The sequence below is a fragment of the Rhizobium sp. J15 genome (assembly GCF_002531825.1).
GTDB lineage: Bacteria > Pseudomonadota > Alphaproteobacteria > Rhizobiales > Rhizobiaceae > Rhizobium.
Map to the genome: position 1 here is coordinate 14,405 of NZ_NWSX01000009.1, position 19,129 is coordinate 33,533.

General features: G+C 62.9%; 12 protein-coding genes. 7 read left to right on the plus strand and 5 right to left on the minus strand.

Features of this window, described 5'->3' with window-relative positions; all coding sequences use genetic code 11:
• The first annotated feature begins 71 nt into the window (after positions 1-71).
• The 4 genes from CO670_RS10475 to CO670_RS10490 all read left to right on the plus strand — a co-directional run bounded on the left by CO670_RS10475 (position 72) and on the right by CO670_RS10490 (position 4,877).
• On the plus strand, positions 72-2,036 hold the full coding sequence (locus tag CO670_RS10475; RefSeq protein ID WP_097590172.1) for a bifunctional metallophosphatase/5'-nucleotidase: 1,965 nt from the start codon (positions 72-74) through the stop codon (positions 2,034-2,036).
• Positions 2,037-2,165: 129 nt separating this feature from the next.
• Entirely contained in the window at positions 2,166-3,200 is a 1,035-nt protein-coding gene (gene hemH, locus CO670_RS10480; protein WP_097590173.1) for a ferrochelatase, read from the plus strand.
• A gap of 186 nt (positions 3,201-3,386) precedes the next feature.
• Complete coding sequence (locus CO670_RS10485; protein ID WP_097590174.1) at positions 3,387-4,418, plus strand: SPFH domain-containing protein; 1,032 nt, start codon at positions 3,387-3,389, stop codon at positions 4,416-4,418.
• 3 nt (positions 4,419-4,421) lie between these two features.
• Complete coding sequence (locus tag CO670_RS10490) at positions 4,422-4,877, plus strand: NfeD family protein (RefSeq protein ID WP_097590175.1); 456 nt, start codon at positions 4,422-4,424, stop codon at positions 4,875-4,877.
• A gap of 14 nt (positions 4,878-4,891) precedes the next feature.
• On the opposite strand, the gene CO670_RS10495 is transcribed toward CO670_RS10490, so the two are convergent.
• On the minus strand, positions 4,892-5,887 hold the full coding sequence (locus CO670_RS10495; RefSeq protein WP_088686398.1) for a KpsF/GutQ family sugar-phosphate isomerase: 996 nt from the start codon (positions 5,885-5,887) through the stop codon (positions 4,892-4,894).
• 142 nt (positions 5,888-6,029) lie between these two features.
• On the opposite strand from CO670_RS10495, the gene CO670_RS10500 reads away from it, so the two are divergent.
• A complete protein-coding gene (locus tag CO670_RS10500) occupies positions 6,030-7,565 on the plus strand; it encodes an outer membrane beta-barrel protein (RefSeq protein WP_097590176.1) in 1,536 nt (511 codons plus the stop codon).
• An 84-nt stretch (positions 7,566-7,649) separates the two neighbouring features.
• On the opposite strand, the gene galU is transcribed toward CO670_RS10500, so the two are convergent.
• Positions 7,650-8,537 carry a UTP--glucose-1-phosphate uridylyltransferase GalU gene (gene galU / locus CO670_RS10505; protein ID WP_097590177.1) on the minus strand — a complete coding sequence of 296 codons (888 nt, stop codon included), beginning with the start codon at positions 8,535-8,537 and terminating at the stop codon, positions 7,650-7,652.
• Positions 8,538-8,740: 203 nt separating this feature from the next.
• Between galU and CO670_RS10510 the strand changes: the two genes are divergently transcribed.
• Together CO670_RS10510 and CO670_RS10515 are read left to right on the plus strand one after the other, a co-directional pair.
• Positions 8,741-9,964 carry a lytic murein transglycosylase gene (locus CO670_RS10510; protein ID WP_097590178.1) on the plus strand — a complete coding sequence of 408 codons (1,224 nt, stop codon included), beginning with the start codon at positions 8,741-8,743 and terminating at the stop codon, positions 9,962-9,964.
• A gap of 63 nt (positions 9,965-10,027) precedes the next feature.
• The gene (locus tag CO670_RS10515) at positions 10,028-11,269 is read left to right on the plus strand and encodes a DUF459 domain-containing protein (RefSeq protein ID WP_097590179.1); all 1,242 of its coding nucleotides are present in this window, start codon (positions 10,028-10,030) and stop codon (positions 11,267-11,269) included.
• An 81-nt stretch (positions 11,270-11,350) separates the two neighbouring features.
• Here CO670_RS10515 and CO670_RS10520 read toward each other — a convergent pair whose 3' ends face one another.
• The 3 genes from CO670_RS10520 to gltB all read right to left on the minus strand — a co-directional run bounded on the left by CO670_RS10520 (position 11,351) and on the right by gltB (position 18,677).
• Positions 11,351-11,983 (minus strand): hypothetical protein, encoded by a 633-nt coding sequence (locus tag CO670_RS10520; protein ID WP_097590180.1) that lies wholly within the window; start codon positions 11,981-11,983, stop codon positions 11,351-11,353.
• Positions 11,984-12,275: 292 nt separating this feature from the next.
• On the minus strand, positions 12,276-13,730 hold the full coding sequence (locus CO670_RS10525; protein WP_097590181.1) for a glutamate synthase subunit beta: 1,455 nt from the start codon (positions 13,728-13,730) through the stop codon (positions 12,276-12,278).
• A 222-nt stretch (positions 13,731-13,952) separates the two neighbouring features.
• On the minus strand, positions 13,953-18,677 hold the full coding sequence (gene gltB / locus CO670_RS10530) for a glutamate synthase large subunit (RefSeq protein WP_176538913.1): 4,725 nt from the start codon (positions 18,675-18,677) through the stop codon (positions 13,953-13,955).
• Positions 18,678-19,129 lie beyond the last annotated feature (452 nt).

A 19,129-nucleotide genomic window follows, 5' to 3' on the forward strand; every position in this document is an offset into this window, starting at 1 on the left:
ATTGCCTCGGCGGACTATGGAAGGGATCGGCGGGGATCGGGGGATCTCTCGCCTCAATCAGGAGAACAGGGATGACGAAGTCTTTCAGCTTCGGTCTTTTGACCGCGTCCATGCTGGCGCTGAGCGCGGGTGCCGCCTTTGCGGATTACGAACTCAATATTCTTCACATCAACGATTTCCATTCACGCATCGAATCGATCAACAAGTTCGACTCCACCTGCTCGGCCGAGGAGGAAGGCAAGAAGGAATGCTTCGGGGGTGCTGCCCGCCTGAAGACCGCGATCGACCAGCGCCGCCAGGCGCTGTCGGGCAAGAATGTCCTGCTCCTGAATGCCGGCGACAATTTCCAGGGTTCGCTCTTCTACACGACCTATAAGGGCGCGGCCGAAGCCGAATTCCTGAACATGATGAAGTTCGACGCGATGACCGTCGGCAACCATGAATTCGACGACAGCGAGGACGGGCTCGCGACCTTCCTCGACAAGGTGCAATTCCCCGTCGTGACGGCAAACGTCAAGGCGGCGGCCGCTTCCAAGCTCGGCGACCGCATCAAGCCGTCGCTGGTGCTCGATGTCGGCGGCCAGAAGATCGGCATCGTCGGCGCCGTCACCAACGATACGCCGGAACTGTCCTCGCCCGGCCCGAACGTCACCATCGAAGATGATGTTCAGACCATCACATCAGCCGTCCAGGATCTGAAAGGTCAGGGCGTCAACAAGATCATCGCGCTGACCCATGTCGGCTACCCCCGCGACCTCGCCGTGATCGCCAAGATTCCCGACGTCGATGTCGTCGTCGGCGGCCATTCGCACAGCCTGCTCTCGAACACCGACGCGAAAGCCGAAGGTCCCTACCCGACGATGGTCGACAATCCCGGCGGCTACAAGGTGCCGGTCGTCCAGGCCGCCTCCTACAGCAAATATCTCGGCGATCTCGTCGTCAATTTCGACGATAACGGCGTCGTCAAGGATACCAAGGGCGATCCGATGCTGATCGATTCCTCCTTCACGCCCGATCCGGCCGTCGTCACCCGCGTCGCCGAACTGGCAAAGCCGATCGAGGAACTGCGCAAGAAAGTCATCGGCTCCTCCGAAGGCCCGATCGAGGGTGACCGCAAGGTCTGCCGCGTCAAGGAATGCTCGATGGGCAATCTGGTGGCCGACGCCATGCTTGACCGCACCAGGAATCAGGGCGTCACCATCGCCTTCCAGAACGGTGGCGGCCTGCGCGCCTCGATCGACGGCGGCGATGTCACCCAGGGCGAGGTCATTACCGTCCTGCCGTTCCAGAACACGCTCGCCACCTTCGAGACGACCGGCGCCGATGTCGTCAAGGCGCTCGAAAATGGTGTGAGCCAGATCGATCAGGGCGCCGGACGCTTCCCGCAGGTCGCCGGCCTGAAATTCTCCTTCGACCAGTCGAAACCCGTCGGCAGCCGCGTCAGCGATATCCAGGTGAAGGAGGGCGACACCTTCGCTCCGATCGACCAGGCCAAGACCTACAAAATCGCCACCAACAATTTCATGCGGGCCGGCGGCGATGGCTATTCGATCTTCAAGGAAGGCAAGAACGCCTATGATTTCGGCCCGGATCTTGCCGACGTGACCGCCGGCTATCTGGCCGCGCATTCGCCCTACAAGCCCTATACCGATGGCCGCGTCACCGAAATCGGCGCGACCGTAGCGCAGGCACCCGCCGCCGAACCGGCTGCTCCGGCTCCCGCGCCGGCAGCACCTGCCCCGGCAGCCGAGCCTGCCCCTGCAACGCCCGCACTGGCTACCGAACCCACCCCTGCCGCCCCCGCCCCGGCCACGCCGGCAGCACCCGCCCCCGAAGCGGCACCGGCGCCGGCAGCCTCTGCACCCGCTGCAACGACGCCGTCCACCCACGTGATCGCCGCAGGCGACACCTTCTGGGATCTTGCCGTCACCTTCTATGGCGACGGCACGCTGTGGCGGAAGCTCTCGGAGGCGAACGGCAGTCCGAACCCGCGCCACCTGATGGTCGGCAAGGAGATCGAAGTTCCGGCGAAATAAGACAATTTGTCCCGATTGCAACGGCCGGCCCGGGGTTTCCCGGGCCGGTTTTTCTTTCTATAGGGTGAACCATGATCTCCCGGCTGCGTATGAGCCGACGAGACAGAAAAAAGAGCGTTGGGGCCAAAAATGACAGCAGATCTTTCACACCGCCCGGCGGACCATCCGGCCGTCAAATCAGGCAAGGTCGGTGTCCTGCTGGTCAATCTCGGCACGCCCGACGGGACCGATTATAGCTCGATGCGCCGCTATCTCAGGGAATTCCTGACCGATCGCCGCGTCATCGAATGGTCTCGCTGGAAATGGTACCCGATCCTGTTCGGCATCGTGCTCAATACCCGCCCGCAAAAGGTCGGCAAGGCTTATGAGCTGATCTGGAACAAGGAAAAGAACGAAAGCTATCTGCGCACCTATACGCGCAATCAGTCGGAACTGATGGCCGGGCGGCTGAAGGATCTTGCTAACGTCAAGGTCGACTGGGCGATGCGCTACGGCACGCCGTCGATCGCCTCGCGCATCGAGGCGCTGAAGCAAGAAGGCTGCGACCGCATCGTGCTCTTCCCGCTCTATCCGCAATATGCGGCGGCAACGACCGCGACCGTCAACGACAAGGCCTTCCACAAGCTGCTTTCCATGCGCTGGCAGCCGGCGTTGCGCACCGTGCCCGACTATCATGACGACGAGACCTATATCGAGGCGCTTGCCCAATCCGTCGAAAGGCATCTTTCGACGCTCGACTGGAAGCCGGAGATGCTGGTCGCCTCCTTCCACGGCATTCCGATGTCCTATTTCAAGCAGGGCGACCCTTACTACTGTCAGTGCCAGAAGACCGGCCGGCTGCTGCGCGAGCGGCTCGGGTTGACCAAGGAAAACTTCATGGTCACCTTTCAGTCGCGCTTCGGGCCGGAGGAATGGCTGCAGCCCTATACCGACAAGACTGTGGAGAAGCTCGCCCAGGACGGCGTCAAGCGCATCGCCGTCATCAATCCCGGCTTCGTCTCCGACTGCCTGGAAACGCTTGAGGAGATCGCCGAACAGGCCGCCCATTCCTTCCATGAGAACGGCGGCGACAAGTTCACGCATATCCCCTGCCTCAACGACAGCGATGACGGCATGAAGGTGCTGGAAAAGGTCGTGCGCCGGGAATTGCAGGGCTGGATCTGAGAACTCCCCTTCGAAAAACAGCGTCGGATGCCTAACCGGCGATCGCCCGAAGGATCTGCCGAACAGGCCTCCCTTTCCGTTGGAAGCCGGCCTCGTCGCGCCGTGATTTCTTCCTCGCAAAGAACATGCTAACTCACCACATTAGTTGTGGGGCGCGGGCGCATGCGCCGATGGGAGGAATTTTTCATGCTGTTCGGCGGCTTCGACATCGTCGTGATCGTGCTGGTCATCTTCGTCATCCTGGTGCTTTTTGCCGGGATCAAGACCGTGCCGCAGGGCTATCGCTACACGATCGAGCGCTTCGGGCGTTATACCCGCACGCTGGAGCCGGGCCTCAACCTCATCACCCCCTTCATCGAGCGCGTCGGCGCGCGGATGAACGTGATGGAGCAGGTGCTGAACGTGCCCACCCAGGAAGTGATCACCAAGGACAATGCCTCGGTCTCGGCCGATGCCGTCGCCTTCTTTCAGGTGCTGAACGCAGCCCAGGCCGCCTATCAGGTCTCTCACCTCGAAAACGCCATCCTCAATCTCACCATGACCAATATCCGCTCGGTCATGGGCTCGATGGATCTCGACGAACTGCTTTCGAACCGCGATGCGATCAACGACCGGCTGCTGCGCGTCGTCGACGAGGCGGTGCAGCCCTGGGGCATCAAGGTCACCCGCGTCGAGATCAAGGACATCCAGCCGCCACGCGACCTGGTCGACGCCATGGCCCGGCAGATGAAGGCCGAGCGCGAGAAGCGCGCCCAAGTGCTGGAAGCCGAAGGTTCGCGCAATGCGCAGATCCTCAGGGCCGAGGGCGCCAAGCAATCCGCCATCCTGCAGGCCGAAGGCCAGCGCGAAGCCGCCTTCCGCAATGCCGAAGCCCGCGAGCGCCTGGCCGAAGCCGAAGCCAAGGCGACGAGAATGGTCTCCGAAGCGATTGCCGCCGGCGACGTCCAGGCGATCAACTATTTCGTCGCCCAGAAATACACCGAAGCGCTCGCCTCGGTCGGTTCCGCGCCCAATTCCAAGATCGTGCTGATGCCGATGGAAGCCTCTTCCATCCTGAGCTCGCTCGGCGGCATCAGCGCCATTGCCCGCGAAGTCTTCGGCGATGCCGGCAATCCGCCGCCGCCTCCCTCGCCGCGCCCGCGCCCTGCACCCGCCCGTTCGACACCGTCGATCAATCCGCCGATCCCCAACCCCTTCACCCCCGATCAGGAGCGATAGGCCATGCTGGCGAAGATCATCGCCGAACTCGGGCCCTGGAGTTGGTGGGTGGCAGGCCTCGTGCTGCTTGCCGCCGAGATGATGGTGCCCGGCTTCTTCCTGGTCTGGATCGGCCTTGCCGCCCTGATCGTCGGCGCGCTGTCGCTGCTTTTCTGGGACAGCGCCTTCTGGGTCTGGGAGCTGCAGGCGATCCTTTTTGCGCTGCTGGCCGTCGCCACGACCTTTGCCGGCCGGCGGCTGGTGCTGCGCCATGCCGCCACCGACGAGCCCTTCCTCAATCAGCGCGGCGCGAGTCTCGTCGGCCGGACGGCGACATTGCAGGAACCGATCCGCGAGGGCCGCGGCCGCATCCGTCTCGACGATACGCTATGGCAGGTGATGGGACCCGATCTTCCCGTGGGAACGCAGGTCAAGGTGGTCTCGAGCAACGGCCGCGACCTCAGGGTCGAGCCGATCTGACCCAACAATTCTGATCAGGCGACGCCGATCCGCAGCAGGTCGTGGAAATGCACCAGCCCGATCGGTCGGCCGTCGTCATCGATGACGATCAGCGCGCCGATATGATGCTGGTTGAGCAGTGCGAGCGCCGCGGTCGCCAGCATCGTCGGCTTCACCGTCTTCGGCGTCTTCGTCATGACGTCGTCGACGGCGAGTTCGGCAAGGTTGCGAGTCAGATTGCGTGACATGTCGCCGTCGGTGACGATGCCGCAGAGCCGGCCATCCTCGTCGAGCACGCCGACGCAGCCGAAGTGCTTGCGCGACAGCACCGTGATCGCCTCCGGCATCGGCGTGCCCTTGGCGACAAGCGGCAGCCGCTCGCCGGTATGCATGATATCGGCGACATGGGTGAGGCTCGCGCCGAGTTTGCCGCCCGGATGGAAGACGTGGAAATCGGTGGCGGTAAAGCCCCGCGCCTCCAGGAGCGCCACTGCCAGAGCATCGCCGAGAGCAAGCTGCATCAGCGTCGAAGTCGTCGGCGCCAGACCGTTCGGGCAGGCTTCCTGTTCGTTCGGCACCAGAAGCACGATGTCGGCAGCCGTCGCGAGCGAAGAGCGCTCGCCGCAGGTGAGCGCGATCAGCGGAATGGAGAAGCGCCGCGTGAAGGAGATGATGCTCTTGAGCTCGGCGCTCTCGCCGCCCTTGGAAATCGCCAGCACGACGTCGTCGCGCGCGATCATGCCGAGGTCGCCGTGATTGGCTTCGGCCGCATGCACGAAGAAGGCAGGTGTCCCGGTCGAAGCAAATGTCGCCGCCATCTTCGCGCCGATATGCCCGCTTTTGCCGACGCCAGTGACGATCACGCGTCCGGAGATGTCCCCGATGACTTCGATGGCCCGCGTAAAGGGGCCGGCCAATCCGTTGTCGAAAGCCTGTTCGAGTGCTTCAAGACCGCGTTTTTCGGTCTCTATCGTGCGTTTTGCCGATTCGAGCACGCTGTTTTCGACGAGTTTGACCGCTCTTCTGTTCATGCAGATGCGTTAGACCTTTTCACTTTCCGAGTCCACCCTGGGATATTTCCGAATGTGAACAACGCTTGGCCCCGGCAACGAATGATTAACCACAAGGCTTTACCTTTGGGTAAGAACCGAAAGCATGTCAGGCGCGAATTGCATGGGCCAGCCAAAACAGACGAGCAGTGTGACGCCGCTCCGCGCCATGAGCCGTGTCGTCTGCTTGACTGCGTTCGGCAGCCTGCTTCTCGGCCAGACGGCGGCCTTCGCGCAGTCGGCTACACAAGTTCAGGCAAACACCGCAGACAGCCGTTCCGCCGCCCAGGGCAGCACCACGAATGCCGCCGCTGGCTTCGATGACCAAACCGACGTTTCCGCCACTCCGGCGGCAGCCGGCGCGGCTGGAAATACGGATGAAGCCCAGCAAAGGCCCGCCATACCGGATGCGCAATCCGGCGACGATATCACCGGCTCCATCCTCGATGAGGACATACGCCGGCTGAACACCCGCGAACCAGCGGTCGATGAAACGCAGCCGCGCCGCAAGGCTGCCGAAAGCGCCTCGACGGCGGAAACGCCGGGCATCCCGATCGGCACTTTCGTGCTCCGCCCGACCGTGACGCAGAGCATCAACACCGAGACCACCAAGGACGGCAACACCCGCCAGCGGCGCGCTTTCCTCGAAACCGATGCGGCCGCGACGCTCACCTCCGACTGGGGCCGGCATCAGCTGACCGTCACCTCGGAAGGCGCCTGGCAGCAGAATATCAGCGGCGAAGGCGAGGAGCAGCCCTCCTTCAAGGTCAATGGCGACCTCCGGCTGGATCTTCCCGACGATACGGTCGCGCACCTCACCGCCGGTTACAATTTCTACCGCGAGGACACCGACGATCCCGACGCCATCGCCGATGCCACGCAGCAATCCGACGTGCAGGAGTTTACCGCCGGGGCCTCCGTCCAGCGGGATTTCGGCATCCTGCGCGGCACGACGGCGCTGGCGCTCACCCGCTCGATCTATTCCGACGCCACGCTGGCAAACGGCACGACCGTGACCTTGAGCGACCGCAACCAGACGGCGGGCACGTTGCGCGGCCGCGTCGGCTATGAGCTGTCGCCAGCGCTCATTCCCTTCATCGAGGCTACGATCGGCCGGACCCTCTATGACGAAATGCGCGATTCCGCCGGTTACGAGCGTTCGGGCCATAGCTACGGCGCCAAGGCCGGCGTCGAGGTCGATCTCGGCGAAAAGCTGAAGGGTGAGGTCGGCATCGGCTACGAGAGGGCGGATTTCGAAGATAGCCGGCTGTCTTCGATCGACACCGCCACGCTCGATGCAAGCCTGCTCTGGTCGCCGATCCGCGGCACCGATGTCAATCTCGACCTGCAGACGAGCATCCAGCCGACGACCACGCCGGGCGAGAGCGGCTACGTCTCGCACGCGCTGACGACGACGGTCACCCACCAGCTGCGCGACAATCTGGTCGGCACGATGATCGGCGGCGTCATATGGCGCGACTATCCCACCGACAGCACCATCAACGACGAACTCGTCTACACCGCGGCGACCGGCCTGACCTGGAACATCAACCGCTACCTCGATCTCACCAGCACCCTGGGTTACGAGCTGACCACCCGCAAGGAAGGCGACGATTCCCAGCAATGGCGCGCCGGCGTCGGCCTCAAGCTGAAACGCTAACGCTTCCATGCTTTCCAAAAATCGAAACGCCGCGCACCCGGTCGGGCGCGCGGCGTTCTGTCATTGATGCGCTGAGCGGAACGCTTACTTCAGGCCGGCCAGCAACTCCTTGAAGCCGCCTTCGACGGTCGGACGAATATCGGCGCGTTCCAAGGCGTAGGCGACGTTTGCCAGGATGAAGCCATCCTTGGCGCCGCAGTCATAGGTCGTGCCGCGGAAGTGGTAACCGGCGAAATCCTGCTCCTTCAAGAGCTTCAGCATGCCGTCGGTGAGCTGGATCTCGTTGCCGGCGCCGCGCTCCTGGGTTTCGAGGATCTTGAAGATCTCGGGCTGCAGGATGTAGCGGCCGTTGATGAAGAAGTTGGAAGGCGCCGTTCCCTTGGCGGGCTTCTCCACCATGCCGGTGATGCGGAAACCGTCGCCGATCGCTTCGCCGACGCCGACGATGCCGTATTTATGCGCCTGGTCGGGCGCGCATTCCTCGACGGCGATGATATTGCCGCCGCTCTGGCCATAAAGGTCGATCATGCCCTTCATGCAGCCCTTTTCGCCCTTCATGATCATGTCGGGCAGCAGCAGTGCGAAGGGCTCGTCGCCGACGATTTCGCGCGCGCACCATACGGCGTGGCCGAGGCCGAGCGGCTCCTGCTGACGGGTAAAGCTCACCGTGCCTGCCTTGGGAAGCTGTTGCTGCAGGAGGGTGATTTCCGCCTTCTTGGCGCGCTCCTTGAGCGTCTGCTCAAGTTCGAAATGGATGTCGAAATAATCTTCGATGACGTGCTTGTTGCGCCCGGTGACGAAAACCAGATGCTCGATCCCGGCCTCGATCGCCTCATCGACGACATATTGAATGATCGGCTTGTCGACGACGGTCAACATTTCCTTCGGAACAGCCTTCGTTGCCGGCAGGAACCGCGTCCCCAAACCTGCTACCGGAAAAACTGCCTTACGAACTTTATTGTGATGCGCCACACAGGCCTCCTGCTTTGACTAAATCGCCTTGTAAATAAAGCCGTTCACGTCTGACTAGTATAGAATTGCAACTGTTTTGCAACTGGTGACCTGAGCGGGCGGTCATGGTAAAGATTTTGTTGACTCCGTTCCTGTAGTCTCGGGTCTGGGCGGACATGACGCCCTGCTACGCCTGAAACTGAAGATGTGGGATACGACTGTCGATGACCCAGAATCACAAAAACTCCCTTCGTGGTCTTGCTCTCGCTCTTATTGTCGCCGCCCAGGTTGGGCTGGTCCCCGACAACGCGAAAGCTGATTCCCGGTTCCAGAAATGGATCGCGGATTTTTACCAAACAGCCGCTCAGAGTGGCATCAGTAAGGCAACCTATCAAAAGGCCTTTTCTGGGGTCACCGAGCCCGATCCCACCGTGCTCGAAAAGGCGGCCTATCAGCCGGAATTCACCTCGAAAATCTGGGATTACGTCGATTCCCGCGTCAATCCCTATACCGTCAAGATCGGCCGCGAGATGGCCGCCAAGCACGCGCGCACGCTCAATGCGATCCAGCAGCGCTTCGGCGTCGACAAGAGCATCCTGCTCGCCATCTGGTCGATGGAATCGAACTACGGCGCGATCCTCGACAAGGACGACCGACTGCATTACGTGCCGCGCGCCCTGGCAACGCTCGCCTATGCCGATCCGCGCCGCGCCAAATTCGCCAAGAAGCAGCTGGTCGCCGCGCTGAAGATCCTGCAGAGCGGCGATGTGCCGGCGCGTGAGATGACCGGCTCCTGGGCCGGCGCCATGGGCCACACCCAGTTCATCCCGACGAGCTACCTGCTTTATGCCGTCGATGCCGACGGCAACGGTCATCGCGACATCTGGAATTCTGTGCCGGACGCGCTGGCGACCTCGGCTAACCTCCTGATGAAGAACGGCTGGGATACCGGCAAGACCTGGGGCTACGAGGTCGTCGTTCCCGCGGCCGCCGCCAAGCAGGCCGGCAAGACCCATACGCTTGCCCAATGGGCGGAGCTCGGCCTGAAGCGTCCGAACGGCAAGGCCTTCCGCGAAGGCGGCACAAAGGCGGTGCTAAAGATGCCGGCCGGGCCCAGCGGCCCGGGCTTCCTGATGACCGCCAACTTCTTCACCATCAAGAACTACAATGCATCGGACAGCTATGCGCTCGCCGTCGGCCTGCTGGCCGATCAGATCGCCGGATACGGCGGCATGCAGCAGCGCTGGCCGCGTCCGGACGGCGCCCTCGACATCACCGAGAAATTCGAGCTGCAGACCCGCCTGAAAACGCTCGGCTATTACAATGGCGAGGTCGACGGCAATTTCGGTTCGGGTTCGAAAGCGGCGATTTCAGCCGTGCAGGAGCGGATCGGCATGCAGCCGGACGGCGAGCCCTCGCTACCGCTTCTGAACGCCCTTCGCCGCTAGAAGCGGCCGAACCGTGCCCTAAGTAATAAGCGGGAGTGGACGCTGGCCTACCCTGCGTGCAAGATGCCGGCAGATGCGGAACTGCCCATGATGAAGAAAACCGACCGGACCCGTAAAATCCGCTGGCTCACGCTCGCCCTGACGGCGGTTTCGCTGTGCCTCGGCGCGGTAGCGCCGGTGCATGTCGCGGAAGCCCAGGAGCAGCGCTACCAGCGCCGGTCGATCCTCGATTTCTTCCTCGGCCGGCGCTATCTCGACGAAAGTCCGCAGGCACCTGACGTCCCGCAGCCGAGACGCCAGCAGCAGCGCAAACGCCCGCCGGCGCAGAAAGCCGTGGTCAATACCCGCACCGCGCCGCCTGTGCGGCCGCCCGTGCAGGAAGAGCCGGTCGTTCAGAAGCTCGGCGACGCCAAGAAGATCCTGATCGTCGGCGATTTCCTTGCCAGCGGCCTCGGTGACGGCCTCACCGCCGCCTTCGAGACTTCGCCCGGCGTCATCGTCGAAGCCCGCGGCAACGTCTCCTCGGGTCTCGTCCGCGACGATTATTACGACTGGCCGGAACAGCTGCCGAAGATGATCGATGAGCTGAAGCCGGCAATGGTTGTCGTCATGATCGGCGCCAACGACCGACAGCAGATGGTGACCGACACCGCCAAGGAAAAATTCCGCACCGACGGCTGGTTCACCGAATATCGCCGCCGCGTCCTTTCCTTCGGCAAGGAGGTCACCGAACGCAAGATCCCCTTGCTTTGGGTCGGGCTTCCCGCCTTCGAATCCGATCAGATGACGGCCGATGCCGTACAGATGAACCAGCTCTACCGCAATCAGGTGGAAAGCATCGGCGGCGAATTCGTCGATATCTGGGATGGCTTCGTCGACGAAAACGGCAACTTCATTGTCACCGGTTCGGATGTGAACGGCCAGCAGGTGCGCCTGCGCACGTCCGACGGCATCAACCTCACGCAGGCCGGCCGCCGCAAGATTGCCTTCTATGTGGAAAAGCCTGCCCGCCGCATTCTCGGCACCCAGGCAAGCCCGGATCTGGTGCGGCTGGACGAAAGCGCCCTGCCCGGTCTCGGCCTTCCCACCAACCCGGTCGAGCATACCGTGCCGATCAGCCTCTCCGACCCCAATCTCGACGGCGGCACCGAGCTTCTCGGCGCAAGGCCGCCGCCGGTGACGCTGACGAAATCGCCGCGCGATCTCCTCGTCGAGCAGGGCGAGATGACGCCGGCGCCCGTCGGGCGCGTCGACGACTACCGCATGCCGGCGGCCAAGACGCCGGCCGAAGTCTCGGTGAAATGAGAAAGGCCGCACGAGCATGATGCCGAAAAGCGTCCGCGGTTTTCGGACCACATCATCCTCTGATGATAGCCTTCATTCCCGTTACTTCGCCGCCGCCCGCGGCCAGCTCAGATAATAGTAGTTCGAACCGATCAGGCCGAAGAAGGCATTGCCGTCATTCGTCTGGTCGACATAGCTGCCGTTTTCCTTGACGAAGGCGCCGTCGGAGCCACGCTCCAGATGTGCATTGAGGAAGTCGCTCCAGCCGCTGACGTCGATCGCCTCGCCGGCCTTGCTTTCGGTATCCGCCTCATCGGGATCGTCGACGTCCCAGGCGGTGACCGACACGCCCTGCGTCGGATCGGAGATGGTCAGCGTGCCTGCCTCCAGCGCCGCCAGCATGTCGTGAGCCTTGCCGCTCTCGCCTTCGGCCGCGGCCGCATCCTGCAGCTGCTGCTTCAGCATCGACATGAAGGAGGCGCTGGTGATATCCGCGCTCTCACCCGTCGCATCGGTCTCGTCAGTCGTGTCGCTCTGGGATGAAAGCGTGTCGAGCAGCCCTGACAGGGCCTGGTTGGAAAGAAGTGATGCCGAGCTCGAATCGAGCCCGTAGCTGCTCAGGATACTGGCCGCCGACGAACTTTGCGCATCCTGCTCGCTATCGTCGGAATTGCGGAGGTTCTTCAGGGCATATTGGGCCGAAACCAGCCGTGTGCTGTCAACTGCGGAAACCATTTGAAAAATCCTTGTCGATCATTCGCGGCGGTCAATATCCCCAGTGCCGCGGCCGATGGTGAAATGCCTTGGCCGAAACGGCGGGGCACCTCCGCTCCGGTCGCCGCCGGCTCCTGCTGAGCCCGCGTCCGGCGCAAGCTTCACGCCCCGGCATTGCTCGAGGCTTGCGCGGGAGACCGGCGCGTCAAGCGGTCGCACCGGCAATAAAGCGCCCTGGCCGGGCGCGACTCCATAAAAAAACTCCGCCGGTGAAGGCGGAGTTCGTATCGTCCCGAGCTGTATGAGCTTGCGGTCACTGCGGCAGCACGGTCGAGCCCATCAAGGCCTCGTCGATGGCGCGAGCAGCCTGGCGGCCTTCGCGGATCGCCCAGACCACCAGTGACTGGCCGCGGCGCACGTCGCCCGCCGTCCAGAACTTGTCGACCGAGGTCTTGTAGTCGCGATCATTGGCGACGACATTGGTCGAGCCGCGCCTGTCGGTGTTGAGCGTCAGCTTGCCTTCGAGCTCCTTCAGCACGCTTGTTGTGAACGGGCCGCGGAAACCGATGGCGATGAAGGCCAGATCGGCGCGGATAACGAATTCCGTGCCTGCGACCGGCCGCCGGCGCTCGTCGACCTCGCAGCACTTGACGCCCGTCAGCACGCCGTCTTCGCCGACGAATTCAAGCGTCGCCACCTGGAATTCGCGCACCGCGCCCTCGGCCTGCGAGGAGGAGGTGCGCATTTTGGTTGCCCAGAAGGGCCAGACGGCAAGCTTATCTTCCTTTTCCGGCGGCTGCGGCCGGATGTCGAGCTGGGTGACTTTGACGGCGCCCTGGCGGAAGGCCGTGCCGACGCAGTCCGAAGCCGTATCGCCGCCGCCGACGACGACGACATGCTTGGCGCCGGCAAGGATCGGATCCGACGGCCAGCCGACGCTGTCGATGTTCTCACGTCCGACGCGGCGGTTCTGCTGCACGAGATAAGGCATCGCATCATGCACGCCGGCAAGATCGGTGCCCGGAATGCCTGCTTCGCGCGGCGTCTCGGAGCCGCCGCAGTAAAGAACGGCGTCGTGATCGGCGAGCAGCTGCTCGACCTTGACGTCGACGCCGACATTGACGCCGCAATGGAAGGTGACGCCTTCGCCCTTCATCTGCTCGACGCGGCGGTCGATGAAGTTCTTCTCCATCTTGAAATCGGGGATGCCGTAGCGCAGCAACCCGCCCGGCTTGGTCTCGCGCTCGTAGACATGCACCTCGTGGCCGGCGCGGCCGAGCTGCTGAGCGGCCGCCATGCCGGCGGGACCGGAGCCGATGACGGCGACCTTCTTGCCGGTATGAACGGTGGCCGGCTGCGGCCGGATGAAGCCGAGTTCATAGGCCTTGTCGGCAATCGCCTGTTCAACCGTCTTGATCGCGACCGGCGCATCCTCGAGATTCAGCGTGCAGGCTTCCTCGCAAGGCGCGGGGCAGACGCGGCCGGTGAACTCCGGGAAGTTGTTGGTCGAATGCAGGTTCTGGATCGCTGCTTCCCAGTTGTTGTTGTAGACGAGGTCGTTCCAGTCGGGAATCTGGTTGTGAACCGGGCAGCCGGTGGGGCCGTGACAATAGGGGATGCCACAGTCCATGCAGCGCGCCGCCTGTTTCTGCACTTCCGGGTCCGACATCGGGATCGTGAACTCGCGGAAATGACGGATGCGATCCGACGCCGGCTGGTACTTCGCCACCTGCCGGTCGATTTCCAGAAATCCTGTTACCTTACCCATTTCTTCGTCCCTTACCCTCATGACCGCCTCACCCGCGGCCAGTTGTCTGTCGTCAGTCCCGGTATCCCGGGCGGGTTGCATCTCTTGACCGTCATTGGAACATATCCCCTGAAACATCCGCGCGATCTGGACGGCCTTTCGCCGGCATGATCGTCACGGGTCATCGAGACGTTTCCGACATCGGCCATCTGCGCTCGGCAGGCGGCCGATGTCCGGCGCAAATCACTCCGCGGCGATGCCCATCCGGCTGCGTTCCATTTCCTCGAGCGCACGACGGTATTCGACCGGCATGACCTTGCGGAATTTCGGACGGTAGTCGGCCCAGTTGTCGAGGATCTGCTTGGCGCGGGCGGAGCCCGTATAGTGCAGATGGTTGGAGATCAGCTGGTAGAGGCGCTCCTCGTCATGGCGCGTCATGTCGCCCGAGACGTCGACGCGCCCCTTGTGCATGAGATCGCCGCCGTGATGATGCAGCTTCTCCAGCATGTCGTCCTCTTCCGGCACCGGCTCGAGCTCGACCATCGCCATGTTGCAGCGGCTGGCGAAATCGCCGGTTTCATCGAGCACGTAAGCGACACCGCCGGACATGCCGGCCGCGAAGTTGCGGCCCGTGGCGCCGAGCACGACGACGACACCGCCGGTCATGTATTCGCAGCCATGGTCACCAACGCCTTCCACGATGGCGATCGCACCCGAGTTGCGGACGGCGAAACGTTCGCCCGCCACGCCGCGGAAATAGCATTCGCCCTCGGTCGCGCCGTAAAGCACGGTGTTGCCGACGATGATCGAGTTCTCGGCGACGATCCGGGAATTCTCCGGCGGCCGGATGATGATCTTGCCGCCCGAAAGCCCCTTGCCGACATAGTCGTTGCCGTCGCCGATCAGGTTGAAGGTGACGCCGCGCGCCAGGAAGGCGCCGAAGCTCTGTCCCGCCGTGCCGCGAAGCGTCACATTGATCGTGTCTTCCTTCAGCCCGCGATGGCCGTAACGCTTGGCAACCTCGCCGGAGAGCATCGCACCCGCCGAACGGTCGACGTTCTTGATACCGACCTCGAAGGCGACGGGCGTCTTGGCGGTCAGCGCCGGCTGAGCCTGTTCAATCAGCGCGCGATCGAGAATATCGTCGATCGGGTGCTGCTGCCGGCTCGTCCAGAAGGTCTCCTGCTTGGCGGCATCGACTTTGTGGAAGATGCGGCTGAAGTCGAGACCCTTCGCCTTCCAGTGCGCCAGCATCTCGTCCTTCTCCAGCAGCTCCGATGCGCCGATGATCTCGTCGAGCCGGGTGAAGCCGAGCGAGGCGAGAATTTCGCGCACTTCGTTGGCGACGAAGAAGAAGTAGTTGATGACATGCTCCGGCGTGCCCTTGAAGCGCTTGCGCAGCACCGGATCCTGCGTCGCCACGCCGACCGGACAGGTGTTCAGATGGCACTTGCGCATCATGATGCAGCCGGCGGCAATCAGCGGCGCGGTGGCGAAGCCGAACTCGTCGGCGCCGAGCAGCGCGCCGATGATGACGTCACGGCCGGTCTTCAGACCGCCGTCCACCTGCAGCGCGACACGCGACCGCAGCCCGTTCAGCACCAGCGTCTGCTGGGTTTCGGCAAGGCCGATTTCCCAGGGGCTGCCGGCATGCTTGAGCGAGGTCAGCGGCGAAGCGCCCGTGCCGCCGTCGAAGCCGGCGACGGTGATATGGTCGGCGCGCGCCTTGGCGACGCCGGCGGCAACCGTGCCGACGCCGACTTCGGAGACGAGCTTGACCGAGACGTCGGAGGTCGGGTTGACGTTCTTCAGATCGTAGATCAGCTGCGCCAGATCCTCGATCGAATAGATGTCGTGGTGCGGCGGCGGCGAAATCAGGCCGACGCCCGGCGTCGAGTGGCGGGTCTTGGCAACGGTCGCATCGACCTTGTGACCCGGCAGCTGGCCGCCTTCGCCGGGCTTGGCGCCCTGCGCCACCTTGATCTGCAGCACGTCGGCATTGACCAGATATTCGGTCGTGACGCCGAAGCGGCCCGACGCGATCTGCTTGATCGCCGAACGTTCCGGGTTCATCGAACCATCCGAGAGCGGCATATAGCGATCGGATTCCTCGCCGCCTTCGCCGGTGTTCGACTTGCCGCCGATCCGGTTCATGGCGATCGCCAGCGTCGTATGCGCCTCTCTGGAGATCGAGCCGAAGGACATCGCCCCGGTCGAGAAACGCTTGACGATATCGGCGGCCGGCTCGACCTCGTCGATCGACACCGGCTTGCGGCCGAGCGCCTCGGCGCTCTTGATGTTGAAGAGCCCGCGGATCGTGTTCATCCGCAGCGCCGAATTGTTGACCATCTCGGAGAATTCGCGGTAGCGATCCTCGGCATTGCCGCGCACGGCATGCTGAAGGGCGGCCACCGCATCCGGCGTCCAGGCATGGCTTTCGCCGCGCATGCGGTAGGCATATTCGCCGCCGATATCGAGCGTCGTCGCCAGCAGCGGATCCTTGCCGAAGGCTGCGGTGTGGCGGGCAACGGTCTCCTCGGCGATCGCTTCGAGGCCGATGCCTTCGATCATCGTCGCGGTTCCGAAGAAATACTTGTCGACCAGTTCAGACGACAGGCCGATCGCATCGAAGATCTGCGCGCCGCAATAGGACTGGTAGGTCGAGATGCCCATCTTCGACATCACCTTGAGGATGCCTTTGCCGACCGCCTTGATGTAGCGGTAGACGATTTCGGAGGCATCGACTTCCTTCGGGAACTCGCCCTTGGCATGCATGTCGAGCAGCGTGTCGAAAGCGAGATACGGGTTGATCGCCTCGGCGCCGTAGCCGGCGAGCAGGCAGAAATGATGAACTTCGCGCGGTTCCCCGGTCTCGACGACGAGACCGACGGAGGTGCGCAGCCCCTTGCGGATCAGGTGATGGTGCACGGCAGCGGTCGCCAGCAGCGCCGGAATGGCGATACGGTCGGGACCAATCTGGCGGTCGGAGAGCACGATGATGTTGTAGCCGCCCTTGACGGCCGCCTCCGCGCGCTCGCAGAGCCGGTCGAGCATCTCAGGCATGCCGGCCGCACCGCGCTCGATATCATAGGTGAAATCGAGCGTCTTGGTGTCGAAGCGGTCTTCCGTATGGCCGATCGAGCGGATCTTTTCGAGATCGCCGTTGGTCAGGATCGGCTGGCGCACTTCGAGACGCTTGGCGTTCGCCATGCCTTCATGGTCGAGAATGTTCGGGCGCGGGCCGATGAAGGAGACGAGGCTCATGACGAGCTCTTCGCGGATCGGATCGATCGGCGGGTTCGTCACCTGCGCGAAGTTCTGCTTGAAATAGGTATAGAGCAGCTTCGGCTTTTCCGACATCGCCGAGATCGGCGTATCCGTGCCCATCGAGCCGATCGCCTCCTGCCCGGTCGTCGCCATCGGCGACATCAGGATGCGGGTGTCCTCGGTCGTGTAGCCGAAGGCCTGCTGACGGTCGAGCAGCGACACGTCGCGACGCAGCGCCCGCGGCTCCACCGGCTTCAGCTCTTCGAGGATGAGCTGGGTGCGGTCGAGCCAGCTGCGGTAGGGATGCGCCGTCGCAAGCTTCGACTTCACCTCGTCGTCGGAGATGATGCGCCCTTCTTCCATGTCGATCAGCAGCATCTTGCCCGGCTGCAGGCGCCACTTCTGGATGATCTTCTCCTCCGGAACCGGCAGAACGCCGGCCTCGGATGCCATGATGACGCGGTCGTCATCGGTCACGAGATAACGCGCCGGCCGCAGGCCGTTGCGGTCGAGCGTCGCACCGATCTGCCGGCCGTCGGTGAAGGCGACCGCCGCCGGTCCGTCCCATGGCTCCATCAATGCCGCGTGATATTCGTAGAAGGCCTTGCGTTCGGCCGCCATCGACTGGTTGCCGGCCCAGGCTTCCGGGATCAGCATCATCACCGCATGCGCCAGCGAATAGCCGCCGCGCACCAGGAATTCCAGCGCATTGTCGAAGCAGGCCGTGTCCGACTGCCCCTCGTAGGAGATCGGCCAGAGCTTGGAAATGTCTTCGCCAAACAGCGGCGAGGAAACCGATGCCTGGCGCGCCGCCATCCAGTTGACGTTGCCGCGCAGTGTGTTGATCTCGCCGTTATGGGCGACCATGCGATAGGGATGCGCGAGCTTCCACGACGGGAAGGTGTTGGTCGAGAAGCGCTGGTGCACGAGCGCCACCGCGCTTTCGAAACGCGGGTCGGCCAGATCCGTATAATAGGCGCCGACTTGGTAGGCCAGGAACATGCCCTTGTAGACCACGGTCGCCGACGACAGCGATACCGGGTAGAAGTTGCTCTCCTCGCCGTCGAACTCATCATAGATGCGGTTGGAGATGACCTTGCGCAGCGTGAACAGCCGGCGCTCGAACTCGTCGTTGTTTTCCGCATCCTCGCCGGCGCCGATGAAGACCTGCACGTGATGCGGCTCGGTCGCGGCGATATCAGGCGCCTTGGAGAGCGAGGAATTGTCGACGGGCACGTCGCGGAAGCCGATGAAGACCTGGCCTTCCTCGACGATGACGTCCTTGATCACCTTCTTGAAGTGCTCGATCTGCTTTTCGTCGCGCGGCATGAAGATATGGCCGACGCCATATTCGCCGGCCGGCGGCAGGGTAATGCCCTGCGCGGCCATCTCCTCGCGGAAGAACCGGTCGGGAATCTGCACCAGGATGCCGGCGCCGTCGCCCATCAGCGGATCGGCGCCGACGGCGCCGCGATGCGTCAGGTTCTCGAGAATGAAGAGGCCGTCCTTGACGATCTGGTGCGACTTCTCACCCTTCAGATGCGCGACGAAGCCGACGCCGCAGGCGTCATGTTCGTTGGACGGATCGTAAAGCCCCTGCTTCTTCGGCAGGCCGGAGGCGGATTTGGACATATTGGCCGTCGCGCGCGCCTCGGCAGCAGCAAACCGGTCAAATTCCATGGATGGCGTCTTCGTCATCATCTTTCCTCCTGTCGAAGCCCACGGTGCCGCGGGCGGCTTTTCGTCCCGCGCCGCAACCTGAAAATAGGTTCGGCGCATGACAGCGCTGTTGCATTGTGAAGATCGCCGCAGACATCTGCTTCAAAGGAAAGCAAACCGTCGCGTTCCGCGCCTGCCATTCGCCTCCGCGCGCCGCCCAGTCTGGGGCTTGACGCTCGGAAGAACTATAACGTGAAAGCCCGCTTGTTCCAGGGCTTTCGGCGCCTCTTCGGCCGCAAGGGCCAAAATAGGACAGCAACACTGTCCTAATTCATCCGTTCTATGCCAGAAAGCATTTGGCTCCGCAAGAGCGCCGCGTCAAAAATCGTCATTTTGCGAAGGAAGATTACCAAATCGATCGCGATGACGAAATAAAGTTACGCAAACGCCAGTCATTTTATTTATTGATTGCGCAGTTCAATTTTCGTGATGGA

Bases quoted from the DNA above. Each gene is read 5' to 3' on its own strand.
- CO670_RS10475 (WP_097590172.1), top strand. From the start codon at position 72: ATGACGAAGTCTTTCAGCTTCGGTCTTTTGACCGCGTCCATGCTGGCG.
- hemH (WP_097590173.1), top strand. From the start codon at position 2,166: ATGACAGCAGATCTTTCACACCGCCCGGCGGACCATCCGGCCGTCAAA.
- CO670_RS10485 (WP_097590174.1), top strand. From the start codon at position 3,387: ATGCTGTTCGGCGGCTTCGACATCGTCGTGATCGTGCTGGTCATCTTC.
- CO670_RS10490 (WP_097590175.1), top strand. From the start codon at position 4,422: ATGCTGGCGAAGATCATCGCCGAACTCGGGCCCTGGAGTTGGTGGGTG.
- CO670_RS10495 (WP_088686398.1), bottom strand. From the start codon at position 5,887: ATGAACAGAAGAGCGGTCAAACTCGTCGAAAACAGCGTGCTCGAATCG.
- CO670_RS10500 (WP_097590176.1), top strand. From the start codon at position 6,030: ATGGGCCAGCCAAAACAGACGAGCAGTGTGACGCCGCTCCGCGCCATG.
- CO670_RS10510 (WP_097590178.1), top strand. From the start codon at position 8,741: ATGACCCAGAATCACAAAAACTCCCTTCGTGGTCTTGCTCTCGCTCTT.
- CO670_RS10515 (WP_097590179.1), top strand. From the start codon at position 10,028: ATGCCGGCAGATGCGGAACTGCCCATGATGAAGAAAACCGACCGGACC.
- CO670_RS10520 (WP_097590180.1), bottom strand. From the start codon at position 11,983: ATGGTTTCCGCAGTTGACAGCACACGGCTGGTTTCGGCCCAATATGCC.
- CO670_RS10525 (WP_097590181.1), bottom strand. From the start codon at position 13,730: ATGGGTAAGGTAACAGGATTTCTGGAAATCGACCGGCAGGTGGCGAAG.
- gltB (WP_176538913.1), bottom strand. From the start codon at position 18,677: ATGATGACGAAGACGCCATCCATGGAATTTGACCGGTTTGCTGCTGCC.